Annotated in this window: 22 protein-coding genes and 1 pseudogene; 14 read left to right on the top strand and 9 right to left on the bottom strand. The window is 63.4% G+C overall.

Annotation, left to right across the window (positions count from 1 at the left end; genetic code table 11):
- Window positions 1-8: 8 nt before the first annotated feature.
- The 3 genes from ACCD03_RS05855 to ACCD03_RS05845 form a co-directional block, all read right to left on the bottom strand.
- Entirely contained in the window at window positions 9-1,172 is a 1,164-nt protein-coding gene (locus ACCD03_RS05855; RefSeq protein WP_413411067.1) for an alkane 1-monooxygenase, read from the bottom strand.
- 300 nt (window positions 1,173-1,472) lie between these two features.
- The gene (locus ACCD03_RS05850) at window positions 1,473-2,285 is read right to left on the bottom strand and encodes an alpha/beta fold hydrolase (RefSeq protein ID WP_413411066.1); all 813 of its coding nucleotides are present in this window, start codon (window positions 2,283-2,285) and stop codon (window positions 1,473-1,475) included.
- A gap of 7 nt (window positions 2,286-2,292) precedes the next feature.
- Window positions 2,293-3,393 (bottom strand): branched-chain amino acid aminotransferase, encoded by a 1,101-nt coding sequence (locus ACCD03_RS05845; protein ID WP_045201829.1) that lies wholly within the window; start codon window positions 3,391-3,393, stop codon window positions 2,293-2,295.
- Window positions 3,394-3,782: 389 nt separating this feature from the next.
- On the opposite strand from ACCD03_RS05845, the gene ACCD03_RS05840 reads away from it, so the two are divergent.
- Window positions 3,783-4,214 (top strand): hypothetical protein, encoded by a 432-nt coding sequence (locus ACCD03_RS05840; RefSeq protein ID WP_413411065.1) that lies wholly within the window; start codon window positions 3,783-3,785, stop codon window positions 4,212-4,214.
- A gap of 28 nt (window positions 4,215-4,242) precedes the next feature.
- Here ACCD03_RS05840 and mdtD read toward each other — a convergent pair whose 3' ends face one another.
- Entirely contained in the window at window positions 4,243-5,661 is a 1,419-nt protein-coding gene (mdtD, locus tag ACCD03_RS05835; RefSeq protein WP_413411064.1) for a multidrug transporter subunit MdtD, read from the bottom strand.
- Window positions 5,662-5,784: 123 nt separating this feature from the next.
- On the opposite strand from mdtD, the gene ACCD03_RS05830 reads away from it, so the two are divergent.
- Complete coding sequence (locus ACCD03_RS05830; RefSeq protein ID WP_024978489.1) at window positions 5,785-6,642, top strand: LysR family transcriptional regulator; 858 nt, start codon at window positions 5,785-5,787, stop codon at window positions 6,640-6,642.
- Between the two features lie 13 nt (window positions 6,643-6,655).
- Here the strand turns inward: ACCD03_RS05830 and ACCD03_RS05825 are convergent, their stop codons facing one another.
- Entirely contained in the window at window positions 6,656-7,840 is a 1,185-nt protein-coding gene (locus ACCD03_RS05825) for a diguanylate cyclase (protein ID WP_413411063.1), read from the bottom strand.
- 279 nt (window positions 7,841-8,119) lie between these two features.
- Entirely contained in the window at window positions 8,120-8,476 is a 357-nt protein-coding gene (locus ACCD03_RS05820) for a hypothetical protein (protein WP_325654801.1), read from the bottom strand.
- A 413-nt stretch (window positions 8,477-8,889) separates the two neighbouring features.
- On the opposite strand from ACCD03_RS05820, the gene ACCD03_RS05815 reads away from it, so the two are divergent.
- On the top strand, window positions 8,890-9,543 hold the full coding sequence (locus ACCD03_RS05815; protein WP_413411062.1) for a glutathione S-transferase family protein: 654 nt from the start codon (window positions 8,890-8,892) through the stop codon (window positions 9,541-9,543).
- A gap of 6 nt (window positions 9,544-9,549) precedes the next feature.
- On the opposite strand, the gene ACCD03_RS05810 is transcribed toward ACCD03_RS05815, so the two are convergent.
- Window positions 9,550-10,473, bottom strand: a complete 924-nt coding sequence (locus ACCD03_RS05810) for a recombination-associated protein RdgC (protein WP_413411165.1) — start codon at window positions 10,471-10,473, stop codon at window positions 9,550-9,552.
- Between the two features lie 174 nt (window positions 10,474-10,647).
- Between ACCD03_RS05810 and ACCD03_RS05805 the strand changes: the two genes are divergently transcribed.
- Genes ACCD03_RS05805 through ACCD03_RS05795 form a run of 3 tightly spaced genes read left to right on the top strand, consistent with a single transcriptional unit; the run spans window position 10,648 to window position 12,365 of the window.
- Window positions 10,648-11,310, top strand: coding sequence for a dihydrofolate reductase family protein (locus tag ACCD03_RS05805; RefSeq protein WP_413411060.1), 663 nt, complete (start codon window positions 10,648-10,650; stop codon window positions 11,308-11,310).
- Window positions 11,311-11,332: 22 nt separating this feature from the next.
- Complete coding sequence (locus ACCD03_RS05800) at window positions 11,333-11,758, top strand: lipocalin-like domain-containing protein (RefSeq protein ID WP_413411059.1); 426 nt, start codon at window positions 11,333-11,335, stop codon at window positions 11,756-11,758.
- Window positions 11,759-11,795: 37 nt separating this feature from the next.
- Complete coding sequence (locus tag ACCD03_RS05795) at window positions 11,796-12,365, top strand: YdeI/OmpD-associated family protein (protein WP_413411058.1); 570 nt, start codon at window positions 11,796-11,798, stop codon at window positions 12,363-12,365.
- Between the two features lie 98 nt (window positions 12,366-12,463).
- On the opposite strand, the gene ACCD03_RS05790 is transcribed toward ACCD03_RS05795, so the two are convergent.
- Window positions 12,464-13,774, bottom strand: a complete 1,311-nt coding sequence (locus ACCD03_RS05790; RefSeq protein ID WP_413411057.1) for a hypothetical protein — start codon at window positions 13,772-13,774, stop codon at window positions 12,464-12,466.
- 474 nt (window positions 13,775-14,248) lie between these two features.
- On the opposite strand from ACCD03_RS05790, the pseudogene ACCD03_RS05785 reads away from it, so the two are divergent.
- From ACCD03_RS05785 to ACCD03_RS05755, 7 genes and pseudogenes are all read left to right on the top strand, one after another.
- Window positions 14,249-15,826: pseudogene (locus ACCD03_RS05785) on the top strand (methyl-accepting chemotaxis protein); the annotation flags it as partial.
- Between the two features lie 109 nt (window positions 15,827-15,935).
- Window positions 15,936-16,259 carry a hypothetical protein gene (locus ACCD03_RS05780; RefSeq protein WP_024978472.1) on the top strand — a complete coding sequence of 108 codons (324 nt, stop codon included), beginning with the start codon at window positions 15,936-15,938 and terminating at the stop codon, window positions 16,257-16,259.
- Window positions 16,260-16,358: 99 nt separating this feature from the next.
- Window positions 16,359-17,252 carry a LysR substrate-binding domain-containing protein gene (locus ACCD03_RS05775; RefSeq protein WP_413411056.1) on the top strand — a complete coding sequence of 298 codons (894 nt, stop codon included), beginning with the start codon at window positions 16,359-16,361 and terminating at the stop codon, window positions 17,250-17,252.
- Window positions 17,253-17,401: 149 nt separating this feature from the next.
- Window positions 17,402-18,151 (top strand): SDR family NAD(P)-dependent oxidoreductase, encoded by a 750-nt coding sequence (locus ACCD03_RS05770; protein WP_413411055.1) that lies wholly within the window; start codon window positions 17,402-17,404, stop codon window positions 18,149-18,151.
- 97 nt (window positions 18,152-18,248) lie between these two features.
- On the top strand, window positions 18,249-19,574 hold the full coding sequence (locus ACCD03_RS05765; protein ID WP_045201862.1) for an MFS transporter: 1,326 nt from the start codon (window positions 18,249-18,251) through the stop codon (window positions 19,572-19,574).
- A 51-nt stretch (window positions 19,575-19,625) separates the two neighbouring features.
- Window positions 19,626-20,477: a transketolase gene (locus tag ACCD03_RS05760; protein WP_413411054.1), complete on the top strand. Its 852-nt coding sequence runs from the start codon at window positions 19,626-19,628 to the stop codon at window positions 20,475-20,477.
- A complete protein-coding gene (locus tag ACCD03_RS05755; protein ID WP_253534920.1) occupies window positions 20,474-21,475 on the top strand; it encodes a transketolase family protein in 1,002 nt (333 codons plus the stop codon). Before ACCD03_RS05760 ends, ACCD03_RS05755 begins: the two co-directional genes overlap by 4 nt.
- 256 nt (window positions 21,476-21,731) lie before the next feature.
- Here ACCD03_RS05755 and ACCD03_RS05750 read toward each other — a convergent pair whose 3' ends face one another.
- Window positions 21,732-22,145, bottom strand: a complete 414-nt coding sequence (locus tag ACCD03_RS05750; protein ID WP_413411053.1) for a hypothetical protein — start codon at window positions 22,143-22,145, stop codon at window positions 21,732-21,734.
- Between the two features lie 170 nt (window positions 22,146-22,315).
- Here ACCD03_RS05750 and ACCD03_RS05745 point away from each other — a divergent pair, with 170 nt between their 5' ends.
- Window positions 22,316-22,642, top strand: coding sequence for a hypothetical protein (locus tag ACCD03_RS05745; RefSeq protein ID WP_413411052.1), 327 nt, complete (start codon window positions 22,316-22,318; stop codon window positions 22,640-22,642).
- Window positions 22,643-22,674: the final 32 nt, after the last annotated feature.

The following is a 22,674-nucleotide window of genomic DNA, read 5'->3' as shown; positions in this document are numbered from 1 at the left end:
CCGGCAGCTCAGGCGCGCGCCGGATACTGCGCGAGCACCTTGTCGCGGATCGACGGCTTGATGTTCGCCAGCGACATGTTGCCTTTGTAATGCGCCACCACGCGTGGGTTCATCATGCGAAACCACAGCGGCGGCACATAGGCGATCAGGATCATCGCGGCATAACCGGCAGGCAGTTGCGGCGAATGCTCGAAATGCCGCAGCGCCTGGAATGAGCGCGTCGGGTTGGCGTGGTGATCGGCATGTCGCTGCAGTTGATACAGGAACAGGTTCGTCACCACGTGGTTGCTGTTCCACGAGTGCTGCGGTGTGCATCGCTCGTAGCGGCCGCTGGGCAATTGCTGGCGGCACAGGCCGTAGTGCTCCAGGTAGTTCACCACCTCCAGCAACGACGCGCCGTAGATGGCCTGGATGATCAGGAACGGCACCGCCTTCAGCCCGACAAACGCAATGCACACGCCCCACAGCACCACGGTCATCGCCCAGGCGTTAAGCACATCGTTGCGCCATGACCAGACCGAGTGGCCATGCTGCTCCAGCCGACGCTTCTCCAATGCCCACGCCGATTTGACGCTGCCCACCACCGTGCGCGGCAGAAACTCCCAGAACGACTCGCCATAGCGCGCACTTGCCGGATCGGCCGGCGTGGCCACGCGCACATGGTGACCGCGGTTGTGCTCCACATAGAAGTGCCCGTAAGCGACTGGCGCCAGCGTGATCTTCGCGAGCCACCGTTCGAAACGGTCTGTCTTGTGACCCAGCTCATGCGCGGTGTTGATCGAGATACCTGTCACGACGCCCACCGAAAACGCGAACGCAATGTAGTCGTACCAGGCTAGGTCATACGTGCGCAGCACCCACATCGCCACCGCAAAACTAACGTAGAGCACGGTGGTCGCCAAGTAGACGATGCGACGGTAGTAGCGCTGTTTTTCCAGCGTCGGGACGACTTCTTCGGGCGGGTTGTCACGGTCGTCGCCAATCAGCAAATCGAGCAACGGAATGATCGTGAACACGATGAACGGCCCCGCCCACCAGAGCGGATGCCAGCCCGTCGCAAGCGCCGAAACGGCCGCGATGATGGGTAGCGTGATGGTCAGCGCGCCGAGCATCCAGAGATAGCGCTTGCCGTCGGTCCATTCCACGGACGCGACCATGCCGGGTGTTGCCATTGTCTTCCTCCTGTTTTGCCCCGCTGGGTGGCTTGGCTTGTGTACGCACATGCGTGCGCCGCCGGGGTCGTGCCCGACACTTGCGTTATAGGCGCAGCAGGAGGAGAGACCAACGCCAGAAACTAGGCGCGAAACTCCAAACAAAGCGGCCGCTGTGCAGCCCTCTGAAGGCGGGAAAAAAGCAGTCGATTGAAACGGACGATTTAAAAACGGTCGTTCGATTTTGGTGCGACGCACCTGAACGGAGGCTCGCAACAACCGCTTATGCCAGCGCCCGAGGGCGCCGGTGGGCAATGCGAATCAGGCCAATGTGGGGAGGAACGTGTTGACCGCATCCAGCACAGCGGCCTCCTGCTCCCGATGCGGCACGTGCCCGCAACGCGGCACGAGTTTGAGCGTGGCGGGTGCACCGGCCAGCGTGACGATGCGTTCGGGTTGAGCAGTCGAGCCGTATTCATCTTCGGTGCCGTGCACCGCCAGCACGGGGCTGCGCACGGCAAGCAGCGCATCGTCCAGGCACCACTGCGCAAACGCCGGAGACAACCACGTGTTGACCCACGCATCCAGCACCCATTGCGCCTTGCTGCCGTGATAGCGCTCCAGCCGGCCCATCTGACCGGGCTGTGCAAACTGTGCCTGGGCAACGCGGATGCCCTCGCGCGTTTGCTCTTCCACGAACGACTGCGCCGACTCGGTGATCAACCCCGCGCAGCGGCCCGGATACGCCGCCGCAATCGACACGGCCATCCCACCGCCAACGCTGTGGCCGAAGACGATGAAGCGGTCCACGCCAAGTTGCTCGGTCAGCGCGGCAAAGCTACCGTACGCTTCCTGCTGAATGAAGCCCGGATCGAGCTGGCCCGCAAAGGCGTCGGATTGGCCGAAGCCAAGCCGGTCGTAGGCGATGACCGCATGCCCGGTCGACTGCGCCAGGTGCTGCGGAAAATCACGCCACAGCGCTACGCAGCCGAGCGAGTCGTGCAGCAGCACGATGGGCGGTTTGCCGGCATCGTCAACCGGGCCGCCCCATTGCCGGGCATGCAGACGGCCATCGGGTGTGGTGATCCATGCCTCGGTCCCATCCACCGAAAGCGCAGAAAGCGACTCAGCCATCCCGGTCTCAGAACAGGCGGTCGAGCCAGCCGTGCGGGTCCGGTGCGCGACCGTTCTGCAGATCGACCAGCGCCGCCTTCAGCTTGGTCGTCAGCTCGCCCGCCTTGCCATCGCCGATGGTGAAGTTGTGCTTGTGGCCCTTGACCTTGCCGATGGGCGTGACGACCGCTGCGGTACCGCATGCAAAGGCTTCGCGCAGGCGGCCGCTTTGGGCGTCGGCCTGCCATTGGTCGATGGAGTACGGCTCTTCACGCACAGTCAAGCCCATGCCGCGCGCCAGCGTGATCAGCGAATCGCGCGTGATGCCGGGCAGGATCGTGCCCGTGAGCGGCGGCGTCTGCAGAGAACCGTCATCGAAGACGAAGAACACGTTCATGCCGCCCAGCTCTTCAATCCACTTGCGCTCCACCGCGTCGAGGAAGACGACCTGGTCGCAGCCCTCGCGGGTGGCTTCGGCCTGGGCGACCAGGCTGGCAGCGTAGTTGCCGCCGCACTTGGCCTCGCCCGTACCGCCGGGCGCGGCGCGCGTGTAGTTGTCCGACACCCAGATGGTGACGCCCGACGATGCGTCGCCCTTGAAGTACGCGCCCACCGGGCAGGCAATCACGCAGAACAGGTATTCGGCCGACGGCTTCACGCCCAACACCACTTCGGTGGCGATCATGAAGGGGCGCAGGTACAGCGACGAGCCCTGGCCCGACGGAATCCAGTCACGGTCCAGCTTGACCAGCTCGCGCACGGCCTGCAGGAAGAGATCTTCCGGCAGCGCGGGCATTGCCAGGCGCTTGGCAGAATTCTGGAACCGGCGCGCGTTCGCCTCCGGGCGGAACAGCGCACCGCCGCCATCCGGCAGGCGGTAGGCCTTCATGCCCTCGAAGATTTCCTGCGCGTAGTGCAACACCAGCGTGGACGGATCGCACTGGATCGGGCCATGCGCGCCGATCTTGGCGTCGTGCCAGCCCTTACCCTCGGTGTAGCGGATGGTGGCCATGTGATCCGTGAAGACGCGGCCGAAAGCGGGGTTTTCCAGCAGGCGCGCCCGCTCTTCCGCCGGAACAGGGTTCGGGCGCTTCTCGATCGAAATAGCCGATTCGACAACGTTGTTCATACCGTCTCCAAGAGTGCGAGGGGACACAAAAATGCCCAAACCACTATTTTGCGCCAACGGCGATGCAATTTGGTTGCGTATTCACGCACATACGGTATTGCAGGCGGCGGAAAAAATGCTCCTGGATGAGCGCTCCGGGGGCATCAACCGCCGTAGCTCAACGGCTGAGATGCCGCCTGACTGAGGTGGAATACCGCACCGGCATGGCGACGCGACGTCGCTGCGCGTTCGCGCGCCTGCCGGAACGGGCGCCAGAAGGCTTGATGGGCGGGCAGCACCCCTGCGGGACTTGAAACCCTATGGTACGGTTGACGGAATGAACGTCATGACCCGCCATCCCTTGCTCATGCACGGCGGCAGACCCGTACCGCCAGGGAGCGCTACGCACCATGAGTGATGCGAAACGCGATCCGCGTCGCCAGATCTATGCCGAGAAAGTCGCCGCCAGCCGGGCTTTGCGCCTGAGCGTGCCGGCAGAGGCACGGCCCGCGCCAGTGAGCCGAAAAGACTGGCTTCGGCAACGGAAGGAACAACTGCAGGCCGCCCGCGTTGCCGCCAAACAGCGACGCGATCTACTCAAGGCAGAAATCCTCTCGGCAGCACAGGAAGTTGCGCGCGAAGAGCGGGTGGCCGCACGCCTGGAAGCCGAACGCGCCAAGGCGGAAACGAAATCCGCCAGCGTCCATGCCAAGGAAGATGCACGTGCCGCGGCCAAGTTCGAGCGCAGCAAGCCAGGCCGGTCAACCTCAAAGCGCAAGACGCTCGGGACGGGAAAGCGCAAATTGGTCTCCTACGCCGATCTTCTGCGCATGCGCGGATGAGGCCCGGCCTACGCAGCGCCTGCAATCGTTAGCGCGCCTGCACAGTCTTGGCTTCTACGTTCTTGGCATGGAGCGGCGCGGGCTTGGCGTCAAGCCTGCGGAAAATCCATGCAGAGAACACCGTCACCACGCCCATGGTGAAGAACGCCAGCCGATACGCCGGCGCGGCCACACCAAGCTTGACCGAGAAAAGGCTGACAAGACCGCCCCCGATCGATACGCCCAGGCCGATTGCGAGCATCTGCACCATCGAGAACAAGCTGTTGCCGCTGCCCGCATCCTGATGCGACAAGCCTTTGAGCGTGATGCTGTTCATGGCCGCGAACTGCATCGAATTCGCCCATCCAAACACCGACAGTTGCACGATCGATAGCGCCAGCGGCCAGCCCGGCGACATGGCCGCAAACGAGGCAATCGAGACACCGACGACCCACGTGTTGACCTGGAGAAACACGTCGTATCCGAACCGGTTCACGAGCGGAACCACCCAACGCTTGGCGAGCATGCCGGCAATGGCAATGGGCAATAGCAGCAACCCCGAATGGAACGGCGAATACCCAAGCTGCAACTGGAACAGCAGCGGTAACAGGAATGGCACGGCGCCGGAACCGATGCGGCAAAACAGGTTGCCGACCAGCCCAATGCTGAAGTTCGGTTCGCGAAAGAGCGCAAGCTGGAACAGCGGTGCCACTCGCCGCCTTGCGTGCGGAATATAAAGCAGCGCGCTGACGATGCTCACGGCGATCAGCGCCACGCTCCAGGGGCTACGTGCACCGTTTTCGAGCGCCAGCGAGAAGGCCACCATGCACAACGACAGCAGCCCGCAGCCAAGCCAATCGAATGGCGCCACGGCGCGCACGGCGTCTTGCGGCAGATAGCGCCGTACCGCAAACAGACCGACGAAACCCACCGGCACGTTGATCAGGAAAATCCAGTGCCACGAGACATCCTGCACGAGCCAACCGCCCAGGGCGGGCCCCAGGAGCGGACCAACCTGTCCCGCCACCGACACGAAGGCCAACGCTGCGATGTACTGCTCGCCCGGAATGTTGCGCAGCACCGCCAGCCGGCCGATCGGCAACAGCATCGATCCGCCAATCCCTTGCAGCACACGTGCGATCACCAGTTGCGGCAGCGTGTGTGCCGTTGCACAGAACACCGAACCGAGAACAAAAATCAGGATCGCGGTGAAATAGACGCGCCGCGTACCGAACTTGTCCGCCAGCCACCCTGATGCTGGCGTCAGCATGGCCATGGTCAGCGTGTAGGCCACCACCACCGATTTCAAGTCGAGCGGCTTTTCACCGAGGCTGCCTGCCATCGATGGCAGCGCAGTATTGACGATGGTTGTGTCCAGCGCCTGCATGAAGAAGCCGGCAAAGACAATCCACAGCATGGCCTTCTGCGAGGCGCTCTGTGGGGTGGCGGAAGTTGAAGCGGTGTGCATGTGAATCCTGGAATGCTGTCCGGAAAGCGCCGGACATCACCCGCAATGCTACCGATGGATAGCCAATCGGGACCCCCTCTAGAGACGTTGACTGTTATCGGAAAACCCGATGACAATGCCGGCATGCTCAATCCTGTCTGGATTCAAACCTTCGCCACGGTGGCCGCCGCACATAGCTTTACGGAGGCGGGGCGCCAGCTTGACCTGTCGCAATCGTCGGTCAGCGATCACATCCGCCGGCTCGAGCAAAGCGTGAACCGGCGGTTATTTGTGCGCGACACCCATTCGGTCTCGCTCACACCCGACGGCGAGGCCCTGCTCGTTCACGCGAAGTTGATCCTCGAATCCCTGGCGCGCGCCGAGTTGCAGTTCAGTGCGCCCCGGCTGCAGGGCCGTGTCCGGCTGGGCTCTTCGGAAGACCTGGCGCAGGGGCCGCTGCCCAATCTGCTTGCCGCTTTCCGGGCCACGCACCCGGATGTCGAGCTTGAAATCACGATGGGGATGACCAGCAAGCTGTACGAAGGCATCGAAGACGGCTCGCTTGACCTGATTGTCGGCAAGCGCCGCGAAGGCGGCCGACGTGGTGTCCCGCTATTCCGAGGGCAGCTCGAATGGCTGGCGCGGCCCGGTACCGTGGTCGATGTGAGTCAGCCGCTGCCGCTCATCCTTGTCAACGAGCCGAGCGTAACCCGCGCAATCGTGCTGGACACGCTGGCCGCGGCCGGTTGGCTGTGGCGCGTGGTCTGCACCAGCAGCAGTCATTCCGGGTGTATTGCGGCCGCACGCGGCGGCCTGGGGATTACCGTGCGTGCGCAGAACCTGGCCGGCGGCGGGCTGGTACCGCCCGTCAATGGCGATGTCCTGCCGCCGCTGCCGGCAATCGAATTCATTACGTTGTCTGCGCGGCGCTTGAGCAAGCCTGCGGAGACGCTCTTGCAGCTCATCCGCAAGAGCGACCTGCGCGCCGGCCGGACGGACTGAACAACGTTCACCGTTACGAGAACACAGCCTCGTCGACTTGCCCGGCAGGCTGCGCGACTTCAAGCCGATTGCCGCCCAGCGATTTGGCACGGTAGAGCGCCTTGTCTGCAGCAGCCAGACCATCCGCCAGCGACGGCAGATCGGCGTCGAACTGAGCCATGCCAATGCTGACTGTCGCCAGAATGCCGGCGCTGTCGCTGCGGCGTTGAACCGCCTCCGCAAAACACTTGGCCACGGCCTCGCCCCGCGTTCTGGCATGGCGGGCGTCGTCGCCCGACAGCAACGCGGCGAATTCCTCGCCGCCAATGCGCGCAAGCATTACGCCGGGGCCAAGCACGCCCTGCGCGATTTCCGCAAACACCTTGAGAACGGTGTCGCCAGCCTGGTGTCCATAGCGGTCGTTGATGGACTTGAACCGGTCTAGATCGAACACGAGCATGGCGATGGGGCGGTGGCTGCCAATACCTTCGATCAGGCGTTCGCCCCGTTCGAAGAACCAGCGGCGATTGCCAAGGCGGGTCAGGTAGTCCGTCTGCGATTCGCTCAGAAGCTGGCCATGGGCTTCGTCCCGAATGAGCTTCAGCAACGTCATCGGCAACACCATCGCGTACAAGACGCCCTCGATCATCGTCAACTTGCTGGCCAGCGGCTGCATGGCCGGCCCGAATGCGGACACCAGCCAGGGCAGCGCGAGCCCGCGGGCAAGGTAGAGCGCGGCATGCAGGGTCGTCACCATCACCACGAGTTGTCGCGGGCGCAGCGGCTTCATGGTGTCGCATCGCCACATTTCCCGGGCCGTCATCGCACTGACCAATGCAATCGGAATCGCGCTGACGTAGTTCCAGAGGATGCCTTGCCACTGCGCACCCCAGATCGCCCAGACCAGGGCCATGCCGATGAGCACGCCGGCTGCGGCGCCGCGATACTGCCGCCCGTTCAGCGCCGCCACGCCCGACAGCACGAGCAGATAGCCGCACAGCATGATGAGGTTGCAGAGTGCTGCGCCCGTCGCACCCGGCACTACGTGGCGGAACAGCACGGCCGTGCACCCGAGCGAGAGCGTCGCAAACCCGGCCGCCAGCAGGCGCAACGCCTTGCTGCGCCGGGGGTTGGTCCGATGCTCCCAGAACAGCATTCCAGCGCTGGCGAGCAGGATTCCGACGGCAAGGAGATAAAGGGTAAGAAGATCGACGTACATCCGGATATCAAAACAGGGCGCCGAGCATGGCGGCGCGCGCTCCGGATTTTACGTGGGAATATCGTCGCGCATGGGGCGCGGCAGCCCCCTCCCTACGGGGGTGAGCGCGGTATCACTGGCAGCGAAACACCAGAAATGGCGCCTAAAAGCCGGGGTGCCTCCTGCCCGCGCCCCGTCGAGCACGCACAAGCGCGCGCAAGCACGACGCAGCATCGAACAGGCACCGCCGTCAATTCGCGCCAGGCTGGCCGGATGCTGCGGGATACCGAGCGGCAAGCGCTACCTGCTCGCCTTCAGCCTCGACACGAGCAGTGCGTATTTTTCCGGTGAGGTATCAGCCAACGCGGCTTCGCGCGTGGACGGCGTGTCGTCATACGGCACCGGCTCGGCAAACTGGCTCACTGTCAGATCCCACATCTTGCCGTCGATCCGGTTGTAGAAGTGCGTGCCGCCTGGCGTCTGCGTCGTGAGGATGTCTCCACCGAAATAGTCCTGCACGACAAGCGAAGTCACGCTGCAATGATTCTGCGCCGGATTTGACGGTGACCACGCATCGGTCGGGCTCGATGTATCTGCGGACCACACGTTCGAGAGCGCTCGGTACAGATCGAGGGGCATTGCGAAAGGGGGCGACATGGCTGGCATTTGATCTTCCTGTTTCATCGATAGGGAAGCGGCGGTTGAATCGAGGTTGGATACCCCGGTTGATGCGACAGCGGATGGAACGCGCAAAAAACAAAAAGCCCCGTCGATGTCGGCGGGGCTTCGGTGCGCATGGTGTTGCGGATTGCTAATGCGTGCACGTCCCCAGCGGCCATCCCCAATGGGCATGCGCGTGATGCTGGATCGCAATGGTGAGGGACGTGTGGACTTGCATGGGGACGAGTGTGCCTTCCGGCGTGAGGCGCGTCAACGAATGTCGATTGATCTTTGACGCCGGCGTGCACATGCTTGGCACGCAACGTGGTGGAGTCTTCCGTTCTACTGAAAACCAACCGCAGGTGCCACAGCCTCCACGAGTGGCGCCAGACACGCATCGGAGCGCATGCATGATCCCCACCATTACCGCTTTTGAACGCTCGCCCGATGGCGGCAAGGGACTGGCGCGCGACACACGTGTCCGCTGGGCGCTAGAAGAAGCGGGCCAGCCCTATGACGTCCGGCTGGTTTCGTTCCAGGCGATGAAAGCGCCTCCGCACCTGCGCCTGCATCCGTTCGGCCAGATTCCGACCTACGAAGAAGGCGACCTGGCCTTGTTCGAAACAGGCGCGATCGTCTTCCATATCGCTGAGCGGCATACGGTTTTATTACCAAGCGATAACAATTCCAGGGCGCGGGCGATCACGTGGATGTTTGCGGCGCTCAACACCGTCGAACCGCCGATTCTTGAACTCGTTACTGCAAAGTTCCAGGAGGGCGACAAGCCGTGGACCGCTGAGCGCTTGCCGCTGATCATGGATCGCATCCGCCGTCGGCTGGATCAACTTTCTGCGCGCCTGGGCGATGCGGATTGGCTTGATGGCGCGTTCAGCGCGGGGGACTTGTTGATGGTGTCCGTCCTGCTCCGGCTGCGGCCGTCGGGCCTTCTGGATGAATTCCCCAGCTTGGCCGCCTATGTCGCGCGCGGTGAAGCCCGGCCCGCTTACCAGCGCGCGTTCGAGGCGCAGCTGGCGGTGTTCACCGGCACACCGCCAGCCGGCTGACGAAGCTCAGGCCGCTTTGGCCTGTTGCATGGCGTCGAGCTGATCGCCGCCAAGACTGTCGACCAGGTCGGTCAGCATCCGCGCCAACTCGCCGGTCATCAGCGCGACATCGGAGTCGAAGCGTTCGTCATCGTTCTGGGCGGTGGGGTCTTCGGCTTCCTTGATCACGTCAAGCGGCGTCACGCGCTTGATCAGGAGCGACGGCGTCAGCACGAAGGAGACCCGGTCGTCCCAGGTCATGGCAAGGCGCATGCATTGTTTGCCGGCTTCGATATGCCGGCGCATGTCTTCCGCTTCGAGCGCGTGGCCGACGTATCGCACGGTGGCACCACCCTCACCCGTCGAGCGCAGCTCCGCGTCCTGGTCTACGGTAAAACCGCCGGGCGCCTCTCCAGAGAGCAGCCACTCCGTCATCGCGGCAACCGGCGAATGCGCCACGTGCACGTTCGTGAGCGGCAATTGATCGATCGACTTCACGAGCAGGCCGCGCACGTCGTCGGCAACCGCCTGCGAAGCCGCATCGATCACGAGCCAGCCGTTTGCGGTATCGATCCACACCCGGGTATCGCGCCGAATGCTGAACGCGCGCGGCAGCAGTTCGTCGGTCACCTGCTCCTTGAGTTCGCGCAGTTGCTTTCGGCCGGGCTTGAAGCCCTGCTGCTCCTCAACCTCAAGCGCGCGGGCTTTGGTCACCTGATTGATGACGGACGCCGGCAGCAGCTTCTTTTCCGCGCGAAAGGTCAGCAGCATCTGGCCGTTGTTCGAATACACGAGCGCGCCGTCATCCCGCGGCGATGCCCAGCCGGAGGTCTGCTTTTCTACACTGTTGCCCGGTTGAAACGCGTGAGGCGCCAGCCACTTTTCAAGCTGGTCAGGGGTAACGGCCCAAGGTGCCGGCAGGCGATGAAGCTGAAGGTTTTTGAACCACATGGGAGTACGGGCAAAGTGCGCGATTCTAAATGATGGCGGCCCCCTCCCCCCAATGGCCGATGTCTGGCCCGGCGTGCGCGGCACGTTCGGCTGGCGCCGGTACTAATATGCAGGTCTTGACGCCGGCATCCGTTGATGACCGTTCGGGCGTCGCATTCGAGCTGGAGACAAACGATGACACGCGTTCGCGTTGCGGGCTTCACCATCTCGCTTGACGGATACGGCGCAGGTCCGGATCAGGACATCAACAATCCGCTCGGCATTGGCGGGACAGAACTGCACACGTGGCTGGTCACGACGCGCACGTTCCAGCACGCCCTGCTCGGCAAGGACGGCGGCACAACCGGCGTTGACAATGATTTTGCCGCCCGCAGTTTTCAGAACGTTGGGGCGTGGATTCTCGGGCGAAACATGTTCGGCCCCATTCGCGGGGACTGGCCCGACGACAACTGGAAAGGCTGGTGGGGCGACAACCCGCCGTATCACGTTCCCGTTTTCGTGTTGACCCACTACGCGCGTGCGCCCATCGAGATGGAGGGCGGCACGACCTTCCACTTCGTCACAGGCGGCGCTCGAGAAGCGCTCGACCGTGCTCGCGAGGCCGCCGGCGGGAAAGATGTACGCATCGGCGGTGGGGCAGGCACCATCCGACAGTACCTTCGCGAGGGCCTCATCGATGAACTGCACATTGCGATCTCGCCGATCTTGCTCGGCCGTGGGGAACCTCTCTTCGAAGGCATTGATTTGCGAGCGCTGGGTTATACGTGTGTTGAATCCGTAGCGTCGGAAAACGCAACGCATGTTGTTCTGCGGCGCCCGCCCCGTACGAACATCTGAACGGACGATGACAGGACGAACCATGACTGAGCACGACGCAAAACTGCACGGTAGCTGGCGGTTGGTGTCTTTCGAGACCGAGATGCAAGAGACAAGGGAGCGCACGCAGCCTTGGGGCCCTGATCCCAGAGGGTCGCTGATCTTCGGTTCGGATGGGCGCCTCATGGTGCTTCTCACCGCAAAGGTGCGGGAGCCCGGCAATACAGACGAGAAACTGCTGGCGCTATTCCGTACGGTGATGGCCTATACGGGGCGGTATCGGGTCGAGGGGGACCGGTTCATCACAAAGGTGGATGCATCCTGGAATGAAGCCTGGACTGGCACGGAGCAGGAACGGTTCTACACGCTCGACGCAGACACACTTGAGGTCCACACAGCGTGGATGCCGAACCCGCTGGTTTCCGAAAATCCAATGGGAAGAGGTGTGCTGCGTTTCAAGCGCGAATAACCTCCCCTGCCAACTTGACGGTGAGTGATCTAGCGAGATGTCGAACGAACAACTTACGTTCACCACTCAGGAAGCCTGGGAAGCCTGGCTCGACACCCACGCAGAGGCCGTGACCGGTGTCTGGCTCCGCATCGCAAAGCGGTCGGCCGACCAATCGACCGTGTCTTACGCACAGGCGCTGGAGAGCGCCCTCTGCTACGGATGGATCGATGGCCAAAAAAAGGCTGAGAACGAGCACTACTGGCTACAGCGATTTACGCCGAGAACCGCCAAAAGCATCTGGTCGAAGATCAACAAAGCCAAGGCAGAAGCGTTGATCTCCGACGGGAAGATGCGCCCAAGCGGGCTTCGCGCAATCGATCTGGCCAAGCGCGACGGGCGTTGGGAGGCTGCCTATGCATCGGCAAGTACGTCAACGGTGCCCGATGACCTGCAGCAGGCTCTCGACACCAACCCGAAGGCCAGGCAATTCTTCTCGACCCTGAATAGCCAGAACCGCTATGCGATTCTGTTCAGAATCCAAAACGTGAAGAAGGCCGAGACGCGCGCAAAGAAGATCGCTCAGTTCATCGACATGCTGAACAAGGGCGAGAAGCTTCATCCATAGCATTGTCGAACCGAAACTCAGCTGAGGGCCGCGCATTCCCTCCCCAAGCGGAGCATGTTCGGCGCGCCCATCACTGAGTCAGGCCCGCCGCAAACCCCTCACAGCCCGTGTTGCGCCCGGTATGCGGCTTCCGCGCCTGCATAGTCGGGGCTTTCGCTGTGGTATTCCGCGCGTTGGGCTTCAGCTTGATGGATCGACTGCAGCTCGCTGGCGCTCAACTGACGAGGCGCCGGGCGCGCCGCGCGCCTGAGCCCAACGGCGGCGGGCGTCGGTTGGCAAGCGGCATGGTCTGCATAGGCCTGCTGATAGTTCGGCATTTCGCCGTGGTAGCGGGCGCGCTCGTCTTCGGCACGCGCAATCTGGGCGCGCTGCACATGGTCCAGCTTGGAGGGCGCAGCGCGTTGCAGGCGCGGCGGTGCAGACTGCGAGCGGCGTTCCGGCGCCGGATTGCTGCGCGCGAGATAGCTGGCGTACTCCGCACGAGCGGCACTGTAGTCCGCATGCGCGTGGCCGTGATAGGCGGCGGCTTCCTCTGCGTCGCGCTCGAAGTCGGCCAGCGTTCGGGTCGGGGCGGTATGCGCACGTGCGGGCGTGGCAGGTGCGCTCGCCGGTCGGCCAGCCTGCGGGCGCCGTGCGGGCGTGCTTTGGGCCTGCGCGACCGGACGCGGCCTTTGGCTCGCGAAATCCTCAAGATCCTTGAAGCTCAGCTTGGTCGGCGTGGCTGCCGGGCCGTTCTGCGTGGCTGCAGCCTGGCGAGGAGCGGATGGACGCGGTGCCGGTGAAGACATTCCTCCCGATGGGCGCGCGTGTACGGCTGCCGGTTTGAGCGAGGCGACAAAGTGATCCAGGTTCAGATTGCGCGCATGGCTGTCCTTGATGCTGAGGATGACCTGCATCTGCTGCAGCAACTTGACGGATTGCGCGGGCGGCAAGTGAGCAAAGTGTCGATCGAGTGTTTCCATCGCCTCGATCGGCTTGCGCCAAGCCTGCTTGCCGTGCTCGGTCGGCAGATGCTCGATCTGGCTCAATATGCGCGCACGATGATGCTGGACCGAGGTATTGCCGCCAGACACTCCATGGCCTGGCGTACGCACCGATCTGGGTGGCCCCGCAACTTCGCGCCGCACGGGGGCGTTGGCCAAGGGGGGCTGCTGGACGGGTGGCCGCACCTGCGCAGCCGGTCGGGCAACTTGTGGTTTGACCGGCTCGGCGGGCCGATTGATATGCAGCATCCGCTGCAGCGCGCGCCCTGCACGACGCGGGCTCGCGGCAAGCGACGCCAAGACCCCCTGCCGAGACCGAACCTGCTTGCCATTGGGCTGCTGCTGCGGCGCTACGTTTTCCTTGTTCGCCAAGGTGCTGTGATGTGGCAGCGTGGTGGATGCCGAGCCAATGCGATGGTTGCCCATGGACTTCATTCCCAAGATTCGGAAGGAGAAAGACGACGATCCGGTGCCCTGCTCAACCGCGTAGCGTCGACGACCATGTTAGAGCGGCACCCGCCACGTGCTGCCGCCGCCACGAAACGCCGGTGCATCCAGCGAAGTTGCTGGACCACGGGGAGATTGGAACCGTTCACCCCCTCCTCAACCGGACACCAATCGCTCCCTCCAAAAAGACTAATCACCGCCTGCCCCGCCACAACCACTTGCCCAGGCAACGTGCGCCATCACGGCATTTCGTCTTCGTGCTGGGCTGAGATCGCGCCGGCGCGTGACGCTCGCGTTGGTTGCGCCAATTCTCAAAATTGCTCACATAGGGAGGATTACCCCCACTTGGTCGCTACAGCATCAAGTTTCCTTGCCGTTGCAAGTTTCGAGCAGCGTCATCGGGGCCTGCCATCAACAAACGGCGCGGTTAAAAGGCCGAACGGGGAAATCACAATGAGCATCAACAATTTGACGGTGCGCGCCAAGCTCACCTTGGCGTTTGGCTTTTTGGCGGGGCTGGTGTTGCTGGTGTCTGCGCTTGCAGTGCAGGCGCTGAGCGAGTCGAACGCCCGTTTTTCCAAGTACGTGAACGGCGTGAACGCCCGGGCCTTGCTGTCCGAACGTGTGCGCACCGCCGTGGACCGCCGCGCCATTGCGGCACGCAACCTCGTGCTCGTGACGAAGCAGTCAGACATCGACCTGGAAAAAGCCGCTGTCACGCAGGCGCATGAAGACGTGCAGAGCCGCCTGGGCAAACTCAAGGAGCTGACTGCGCAAGCCGGAGACACCGATGACCGCGCACGGGCCTTGGTTGCTGACATCGACAGCATTGAGGTCAAGTACGGCCCCGTGGCGCTCGCCATTGTCAACGCGGCGCTGACTGGCAAGCATGAAGAATCCATCACGATGATGAACGAGCAGTGCCGGCCGCTGCTGGCCGCGCTCGTCAAGGCAACCAATGCCTACAGCGAACACGCCCGCGAGCGCGCACACGAGATGGAGCGCCAGTCTGCCGAGCGCTACGCCTTCCAGCGCACGCTGCTCATCGGCATTTGCCTTGCCACCGTGCTGGGTGCCTTGGCTGCCGGCATTCTCATCACCCGTGGCCTGACCCGCGCGCTGGGTGCCGAGCCGGATGCCCTGAGCGACATCACGCGCCGTGTAGCCTCCGGAGACCTGGGCCCCGTGCCCGGTGGAGCAACTGCACCGCGCGGCAGCATCCTCGCTTCCATGTCGGAAATGCAGGCCAGCCTTGTGAAGCTGATCGACCAGGTTCGCCAGGCCGCGCACGGCATTGCCAGCGATGTGGGTCAGATTGCGAGTGGCAACCAGGATCTGTCGTCGCGCACAGAGCAGCAGGCTTCGTCTTTGCAAGAGACGGCTTCCAGCATGGAAGAGCTGACCTCCACCGTGAGGCAGAACGCCGACAACGCCCAGCAGGCCAGCGTGCTCGCATCCGACGCCTCAGAGATTGCGCAACGCGGCAGCACCGTGGTCGGCAACGTGGTCGACACCATGACCGACATCCGCACCAGCTCGGCCAAGGTGGCAGACATCATCGGCCTGATTGAAGGCATCGCGTTCCAGACCAACATCCTCGCACTCAACGCCGCGGTGGAAGCCGCACGCGCCGGCGAGCAAGGCCGCGGCTTTGCCGTGGTGGCCAGTGAAGTGCGCAGCCTCGCGCAGCGTTCGTCCAGCGCCGCGAAGGAGATCAAGGAACTCATCAGCACCTCGGTGCAGAAGATCCAGGACGGCTCCTCGCTCGTGGAGACTGCCGGCAAGACCATGAACGAAGTCACCCAGGCCGTGGCCCGCGTGACCGACATCATGGGCGAGATTGCCGCCGCCTCCGTCGAGCAGAGCCGTGGCATCGAGCAGATCAACATGGCCATTACGCAGATGGACGAAGTCACCCAGCAGAACGCCGCGCTGGTCGAGCAGGCAGCGGCCGCATCCACATCATTGGAAGGTCAGGGGCAGCAACTGAGCCATGCAGTGGCGTTCTTCCGGCTGCAAGGGGCGGCAGCGGTGGCCTGATGCAGCCGCGCACTGGCAGAAGAAGCGCGGGGGCGCTACGATCCATGCCCACCGTCCGCTTCTTCTCTGCTTCGCTGCTTCGCTGGTGGAGCGCTCCCCAATGCCACGTCATCACCATCATGTCTACGTCGTCGAGCTGTCACGGCAAGTGCTGGGCGAAGCGCGCTTTGTGAAAGCCAATCCGGATTACTTTGGCGACAAACCTTGCGTTTATGTGGGCATGACAGGTCAGTCGCCGGACGTGCGGTTTGACAAACACAAGGCCGGGCTGAAATCGAACCGGTTTGTGCGCGAGTATGGGTTGCGTCTGATGCCGGAGCTGTATGAGTGCTTCAACCCGATGCCTTACGAGGCGGCACGGGAGATGGAAGTGGAGCTGGCGATCGGATTGCGCGAGGAAGGGTATGCCGTGTGGCAAGCGTGAATCGGTGATGGATGCGGCAGCGGTACGCGTCACAGAGTTCGGGCGATAAGATAGCTTCCGTGCTTCATCAACCGCCGATCAACCTCTGCCACGCAAAAGATGCGTATTCCTCCAATGAAGGCGATCATCGCGTTCGAGTCCGTCGCGCGGACCAAGAGCGTGAATCGTGCCTCCGAAGAGCTGGGGCTGACGGCCTCTGCCGTCAGTCATCAGATCAGCAACCTGGAGGCGGCAATCGGCCAGCCGCTCTTTTTCCGGCAAGGCCGCGGTCTGGTCCTGACGCCCGTTGGTGAGCAATACCTGCGCGACGTGACAGGGGCGCTGGCCGAGCTCAACCGCGCCACCGAACGTGCCTCCAGCCGTACCGACGTCGAGATCCTTCGCGTGCACTCCAGCCCCAGCTTCGGCCTGATGTGGCTGTTGCCCCGGCTCGCGGCATTCCAGGAGGATCACAGCGACATTCGGTTGAACGTGTCGTGTTCGTATGAAGACGTGTCGTTCACCAGCGGGTTCTACGACCTCGACATCCGCTACGGACACGCGCATTGGCGCGACGTGCAGATCAGGACGCTGCGCACCGAGCACATCGCTCCGCTGGCTTCACCGGCATACCTTGAGCGGCACCCCGTGCAATCGCCGCAAGACTTGCTCGCGCATCGGCTCATTCGGTCGGAGACGCCAATCGTGCAGTGGCAGCAGTGGTTTGCACGCGTTGGCGTCGAGCACATGCACGTGTCGTTCGACTTCGCCTTCGACCGTTCGTACATGTCGCTCGAGACTGCGGCGCTCGGCCTGGGCGTGGCGCTGGAGAGCACGTTGCTCGCATCGGTCCTGATCGACCAGGGCCGCCTCGTGCCGGTATTTGGCAAGGACCACGCGCTGGAAGTGGCGGGCCACCATATCGTGTTCCCGCCCCAGAACGCCGAACTGCCCCGCGTGGCGCGCTTTCTTGCCTGGGTCGACCGGCTGCTCAAAGCCGCGCCAGGCGCCTAACTTGCCGGGGCCGCATGGTGCGCCGCACCAGAGACATGCCCGGCGTCATCTGAAAATTTCTCAGCCATAGTTGAATCCAACTGCGTTGATCGAATCGCCTGCTGGCACAACACTGCAGCCAACAAGATTCCAACAGCCAGGAGACAACGATGTTGCTTGAGAACAGGGTCGTGATCGTGACCGGTGCCGCTTCGCCGCGCGGTATTGGGCGAGCCACCGCAAAGGCACTTGCCGCACAAGGCGCGCGTGTGGTCGTACTCGACCTGCGGCGCGAAGATGCCGAACAGGCGGCGCGCGAACTCGGTGAAGGCCATCTGGGCTTGGCCTGTGATGTGACCGATCGGGCTGCTTGCGATGCGGCTGCGCAGGCCACGCTGGCCAAATACGACCGCATTGACGGTCTCATCAACAACGCAGGCATCACCCAGCCGCTGCGCACGCTCGACATCCAGGCGGGCAATTTCGATGCGGTGGTCGACGTCAACCTGCGCGGCACGCTGTACATGTCGCAAGCTGTCCTGCCGCATATGAAAGCGCGCAAGCGCGGCAGCATTGTCTGCATGTCGTCGGTGTCTGCGCAACGCGGCGGCGGCATCTTCGGCGGGCCCCACTACAGCGCTGCCAAGGCAGGCGTGCTGGGCCTTGCCAAGGCCATGGCCCGCGAATTCGGCGGCGACAATGTCCGCGTCAACTCCATCACGCCTGGGCTCATCCAGACCGACATCACCGGCGACAAGCTCACGCCCGACATGCGCGCCGAAATCATCAAGGGCATCCCGCTTGGCCGGCTCGGCGATGCGGCCGACGTTGCCAACGCGTGCCTGTTCCTGGTGAGCGATCTGTCTGCCTACCTGACCGGCATCACGCTCGACGTGAACGGCGGCATGCTGATTCACTGAACGATCCAACCTACACCGCCACGGCACGTACACCGGCCGTGGACTTCTTCGAGACACATGCACCCGGGCCCACCCGGGGCACATGGTAGGAGACACCATGACCACGAAGTTTGCATCGCCCCTGCCGGGCGACGAGATGGCGCACGCCGATGCCGCCACGTTTGAAGCCCGCACTTATGCCAAGGTCGCGCGCCGGCTCATTCCATTCCTGATGATCTGCTATCTGGGCGCCTACCTTGATCGCGTCAACGTGGGGTTCGCCAAGCTGCAGATGCTCAACGACCTGCGTTTCAGCGAGACGATCTACGGCCTGGGTGCCGGCATCTTCTTTCTTGGCTACTTCCTGTTTGAAGTGCCAAGCAATGTGGTCCTGCACAAGGTCGGCGCGCGCAACTGGCTCGCACGCATCATGTTGACGTGGGCAGTCATCTCTGCAGCTTTTGCCTTCGTGAACACACCGACGTCGTTCTACGTGCTGCGCTTCCTGCTCGGGGTGGCCGAAGCCGGCTTCGCGCCGGGCGTCATCCTGTACATGACGTACTGGTTCCCGTCGCAGCGCCGGGCCAAGGCATTGTCGATTTTCTTCATGGCGATTCCGCTTGCGGGCATCGTGGGGGGGCCACTGTCGGGCTACATCCTGCACACCTTTCACGATGTGGCGGGGCTGTCCGGCTGGAAGTGGCTGTTCCTGATCGAAGCTCTGCCGTCGCTGCTGCTGGGCGTGGCCATCCTGTTCTATCTGGACAACGGCATCGCCCAGGCCAAGTGGCTGACCGACGCAGAAAAGGCGCTGCTTGAGCGCAACGTCGCCGGAGACAACGCACAGAAGACCGCACACGGTTCGGTGGGCGCCTTCATCGCAGACCGCCGCCTGTGGCTGCTGGCCGCCATCTACTTCTGCGTGGTGCTTGGCCAATACGGGCTCACGTTCTGGCTGCCGACCCTGATCCGCAAGGCTGGCGTGGCTGATCCGCTGTGGGTGGGCGTGTTCACCGCCGTGCCGTATATCTGCGCCATCGTCGCGCTGCCGTTGATTGGCATGAGCGCAGACCGCCGCCGCGAGCGCCGCCTGCACCTTGCCGTGCCGATGCTGGTTGCCGCCGCCGGATTCGCCGCACTGCCGCTGATTGGCAACGTGGGCGCTGCGCTGGTGTGCCTGAGCATTGCTGCCGCCGGGATCCTGTCTTCTTCATCGCAGTTCTGGTCGTTGCCCACCGCCATGCTGGGCGGCATGTCGGCCGCTGCGGGCATCGCTGCGGTCAACTGCTTCGCCAACCTTGCCGGGTTCTTCTCGCCGGCCATCGTCGGGTGGCTCAACGACCTGACGGGTAAATCAACGGCTGGCCTGATCTTCATCTCCTCGGCCATCGTGCTTGGCGCCGTGCTGGTGTTCTTCGTGCCCGCAAAGACCGTCAACCGTTGAGGCGCTGACTGTCTCTGCCTCCGTGCTTCCCGCTTCATCACAGGAACCATCATGACTTCCACATCATTGCCCCCAACCGACGCTCTGCCTCTGGCCGAGCGCGCTTACCGGATCCGCCGCAACGCCCTGCTGATGGGCGAAGTGCAGGGCCAGGGCTATATCGGGCAAGCGCTCGACATTGCCGACGTGCTGGCCGTCGCCTACTTCGGCGCCATGCGTTATCGGCCCGAAGACCCCGACTGGGAAGGCCGCGACCGCTTCCTGCTCTCCAACGGCCACTATGCGATCGCGCTCTACGCCGCGTTGCTCGAAGCCGGCATCCTGCCCGCCGAAGAACTGGAGACGTACGGCAGTGACGACAGCCGCCTGCCGATGTCTGGCATGGCCAGCTATACGCCCGGCATGGAGATGTCCGGCGGCTCGCTCGGCCAGGGGCTCACGATTGCTGTCGGGCGCTGCCTCGGGCTCAAACGCAAGGGCTCCGACGCGTTCGTCTACACGCTGTTCTCAGATGGCGAGCTGGATGAGGGTGCCGTGTGGGAGGGGCTGCTGTCCGCCGCGCACTGGAAGCTGGACAACCTCATCGCCGTGGTGGACGTGAACAATCAGCAGGCCGACGGTCCGTCGACGCAGATCATGGCGTTCGAGCCGCTGCTGCCCAAGCTGGAAGCGTTCGGCTGGTTCACCCAGCGCGTGGATGGCAACGACATCGACGCGGTGAAGGCCGCGTTTGACGCAGCGCGCACACACAAGGGTGCGCAGCCGCGCATGATCATTTGCGATACCCGCATGGGTTGCGGTGTTCCGTTCCTGGAGCAGCGCGAAAAGAATCACTTCATCCGCGTTGACGCGCACGAATGGCAGCTCGCGCTGCAAGCACTGGAAGCCGGGAGGACCGCATGAGCAGCACCGTCATCAACAAGCCCAAGCTGAAGACCTCCGCGATGATTGCCTCCATTGCGGGCGAGGGCCAGGCAACACGCCCGGCGCCGTTCGGCCACGCACTGGCCGAGCTGGCGCGCGTGAAGCCGAACGTCGTCGGCATGACGGCAGACCTGGGCAAGTACACCGACCTGCACATCTTCGCCAAGGAATGCCCCGACCGCTACTACCAGATGGGCATGGCCGAGCAACTGCTCATGGGCGCTGCCGCCGGCCTGGCCAACGAAGGTGCGCAACCGTTCGTGACCACCTATGCCGTCTTCGCCACCCGTCGTGCCTACGACTTCATGCACCAGACGATTGCCGAAGACAACCTCGATGTGAAGATCGTCTGCGCGCTGCCCGGCCTGACCACCGGCTACGGGCCGAGCCACCAAGCCGCAGAAGACCTGGCGCTGATGCGCGCCATGCCCAACATGACCGTCATCGACCCGTGCGACGCGCTGGAGATCGAGCAGATGGTGCCGGCCATTGCAGCGCATGCCGGGCCTGTCTATGCGCGCCTGCTGCGCGGCAACGTGCCGGTGGTGCTTGACGAATACGGCTATCAGTTCGAGCTGGGCAAGGCCAAGCTGCTGCGCGACGGCGCCGAAGTGCTCGTCATCTCGTCGGGCATCATGACCATGCGCGCGCTGGAAGTGGCCAAGGCGCTGGAAGGCGACGGCATTGGCGTGGGCGTGCTGCACGTGCCGACGATCAAGCCGCTTGATACCGAGACGATCCTGCGTGAGGCACGGCGCTCGGGCCGGCTCGTGGTGGTGGCAGAGAACCACACCGTGATCGGCGGCTTGGGCGAGGCGGTTGCAGGCACCCTGATGCGCGCCGGGGTGAGCGTGCCATTCCGCCAGGTTGGGCTGCCGGACGCATTTCTCGATGCCGGCGCACTCCCCACCCTGCACGACCGCTATGGGATTTCCACAAACGTCATGGCATCGACGATTCGTGGCTGGCTGGATTGACAGAGTGAGCCTCCGCCCGCAATGGCGGAGGCAGAGATTTCGCCGACCTAGGCAGTTAGCGCTGGGCTTGCTTGGCTGCCCGTTCGATGAAATCGGCCACCGCCACAGGGTGTGAAACCAGCGACATATGGCTGGATTTGAGCGACATCGTATGCGCGCCGAGCTGTTCGGCCCCCATAGGAAGCACGCGCACCGGTACCGGCGCCGTGCCGATGCTACCGCCACGGCGCGGGCACGCCACGCTGGCACGCAGGCGCTAGTTGATCAGATCCTTCGCGGCCTTGCTGCCCTCTTCCATCAGCTTGGCTTGCGCGTTGGCCCGGTTCAGCACGTTCTGCAGCTCCGCACTACGGATCATGGTCTCGGCCTGCATCTGCATGATCCGCTCCATGCGCGAATCTGCGTCACCGTGTGCGCGAGGGAGTTCCGAGCGGGGCAAATCCGCGCGGCGTTGCTTGGCTTGGGGCTGTGCAGCGGCATCGTCACCGCTCGACTCGCGTGGGCGCTTCGTGCCGCGCGCAGACAACGCCCCAAGTTCCCCTTGCGACGTACGTGCCGTGCGCTGAGGCGCCTGAGGCTGCGACGGCTTGACCGGCGACGAGCCTGGCGCGTCGTTACCGCTGATGTGTGTCTGGACGCTCGGTCCACTGATCTTCGATGGAATCGGCATGGCGGGCAGCTATGGTCAATAACGCTTGCATGCTAGGCGGCCCATGGCAGCGTCCAGTACGATCACGCGAAAACGCAATCGCAAACGCGAAGCCTCTGCACATGCGCCATGGCATGTCGCGCAATTGCTCGCAACCACTCACACAATCAAATACGCGCTCGGAGGCGTTGATGCAGGTGCTGGACCACGAACCGCAGAGCTGGTTTTTATTTGAAGCGGATGGCGAGCTGTATCTCGATGCCAATTGCAACCATGGGGCGGTCGGCTACAGCTTCATGATTCGGCTGACCACGGCGGAGGCTAAAAGGTATCGCGATGCGGGTCGGGATTACCTGAGCTGGCTGGCTCAGGACATACATAACTCCGCGCCGATTTTGGTTGCCAGTTCGTCGCCGTATAAAACCCGGAAGGCAACCAAGGAGGAAGAAATCGAAGCGAGCACTGCTTTGGCGGTATGGCAGGCGGAGCGGATTCGGAGCCTCAAGCTCGGCGCTTGAGCCTTAAACCCCCGACTGCCGCCCCTCAACCC

Source organism: Ralstonia sp. Ralssp135, assembly GCF_047304345.1.
Taxonomy (GTDB): Bacteria; Pseudomonadota; Gammaproteobacteria; order Burkholderiales; family Burkholderiaceae; genus Ralstonia; species Ralstonia chuxiongensis.
Note: the sequence above shows the minus strand (reverse complement) of the source record. Positions and strands in the feature narration are given on the sequence as shown.

What these genes read in the sequence shown, in the direction of transcription:
- ACCD03_RS05855 (WP_413411067.1), bottom strand. Translation starts at nt 1,172, where the DNA reads ATGGCAACACCCGGCATGGTCGCGTCCGTGGAATGGACCGACGGCAAG.
- ACCD03_RS05850 (WP_413411066.1), bottom strand. Translation starts at nt 2,285, where the DNA reads ATGGCTGAGTCGCTTTCTGCGCTTTCGGTGGATGGGACCGAGGCATGG.
- ACCD03_RS05845 (WP_045201829.1), bottom strand. Translation starts at nt 3,393, where the DNA reads ATGAACAACGTTGTCGAATCGGCTATTTCGATCGAGAAGCGCCCGAAC.
- ACCD03_RS05840 (WP_413411065.1), top strand. Translation starts at nt 3,783, where the DNA reads ATGAGTGATGCGAAACGCGATCCGCGTCGCCAGATCTATGCCGAGAAA.
- mdtD (WP_413411064.1), bottom strand. Translation starts at nt 5,661, where the DNA reads ATGCACACCGCTTCAACTTCCGCCACCCCACAGAGCGCCTCGCAGAAG.
- ACCD03_RS05830 (WP_024978489.1), top strand. Translation starts at nt 5,785, where the DNA reads ATGCTCAATCCTGTCTGGATTCAAACCTTCGCCACGGTGGCCGCCGCA.
- ACCD03_RS05825 (WP_413411063.1), bottom strand. Translation starts at nt 7,840, where the DNA reads ATGTACGTCGATCTTCTTACCCTTTATCTCCTTGCCGTCGGAATCCTG.
- ACCD03_RS05820 (WP_325654801.1), bottom strand. Translation starts at nt 8,476, where the DNA reads ATGTCGCCCCCTTTCGCAATGCCCCTCGATCTGTACCGAGCGCTCTCG.
- ACCD03_RS05815 (WP_413411062.1), top strand. Translation starts at nt 8,890, where the DNA reads ATGATCCCCACCATTACCGCTTTTGAACGCTCGCCCGATGGCGGCAAG.
- ACCD03_RS05810 (WP_413411165.1), bottom strand. Translation starts at nt 10,473, where the DNA reads ATGTGGTTCAAAAACCTTCAGCTTCATCGCCTGCCGGCACCTTGGGCC.
- ACCD03_RS05805 (WP_413411060.1), top strand. Translation starts at nt 10,648, where the DNA reads ATGACACGCGTTCGCGTTGCGGGCTTCACCATCTCGCTTGACGGATAC.
- ACCD03_RS05800 (WP_413411059.1), top strand. Translation starts at nt 11,333, where the DNA reads ATGACTGAGCACGACGCAAAACTGCACGGTAGCTGGCGGTTGGTGTCT.
- ACCD03_RS05795 (WP_413411058.1), top strand. Translation starts at nt 11,796, where the DNA reads ATGTCGAACGAACAACTTACGTTCACCACTCAGGAAGCCTGGGAAGCC.
- ACCD03_RS05790 (WP_413411057.1), bottom strand. Translation starts at nt 13,774, where the DNA reads ATGGGCAACCATCGCATTGGCTCGGCATCCACCACGCTGCCACATCAC.
- ACCD03_RS05780 (WP_024978472.1), top strand. Translation starts at nt 15,936, where the DNA reads ATGCCACGTCATCACCATCATGTCTACGTCGTCGAGCTGTCACGGCAA.
- ACCD03_RS05775 (WP_413411056.1), top strand. Translation starts at nt 16,359, where the DNA reads ATGCGTATTCCTCCAATGAAGGCGATCATCGCGTTCGAGTCCGTCGCG.
- ACCD03_RS05770 (WP_413411055.1), top strand. Translation starts at nt 17,402, where the DNA reads ATGTTGCTTGAGAACAGGGTCGTGATCGTGACCGGTGCCGCTTCGCCG.
- ACCD03_RS05765 (WP_045201862.1), top strand. Translation starts at nt 18,249, where the DNA reads ATGACCACGAAGTTTGCATCGCCCCTGCCGGGCGACGAGATGGCGCAC.
- ACCD03_RS05760 (WP_413411054.1), top strand. Translation starts at nt 19,626, where the DNA reads ATGACTTCCACATCATTGCCCCCAACCGACGCTCTGCCTCTGGCCGAG.
- ACCD03_RS05755 (WP_253534920.1), top strand. Translation starts at nt 20,474, where the DNA reads ATGAGCAGCACCGTCATCAACAAGCCCAAGCTGAAGACCTCCGCGATG.
- ACCD03_RS05750 (WP_413411053.1), bottom strand. Translation starts at nt 22,145, where the DNA reads ATGCCGATTCCATCGAAGATCAGTGGACCGAGCGTCCAGACACACATC.
- ACCD03_RS05745 (WP_413411052.1), top strand. Translation starts at nt 22,316, where the DNA reads ATGCAGGTGCTGGACCACGAACCGCAGAGCTGGTTTTTATTTGAAGCG.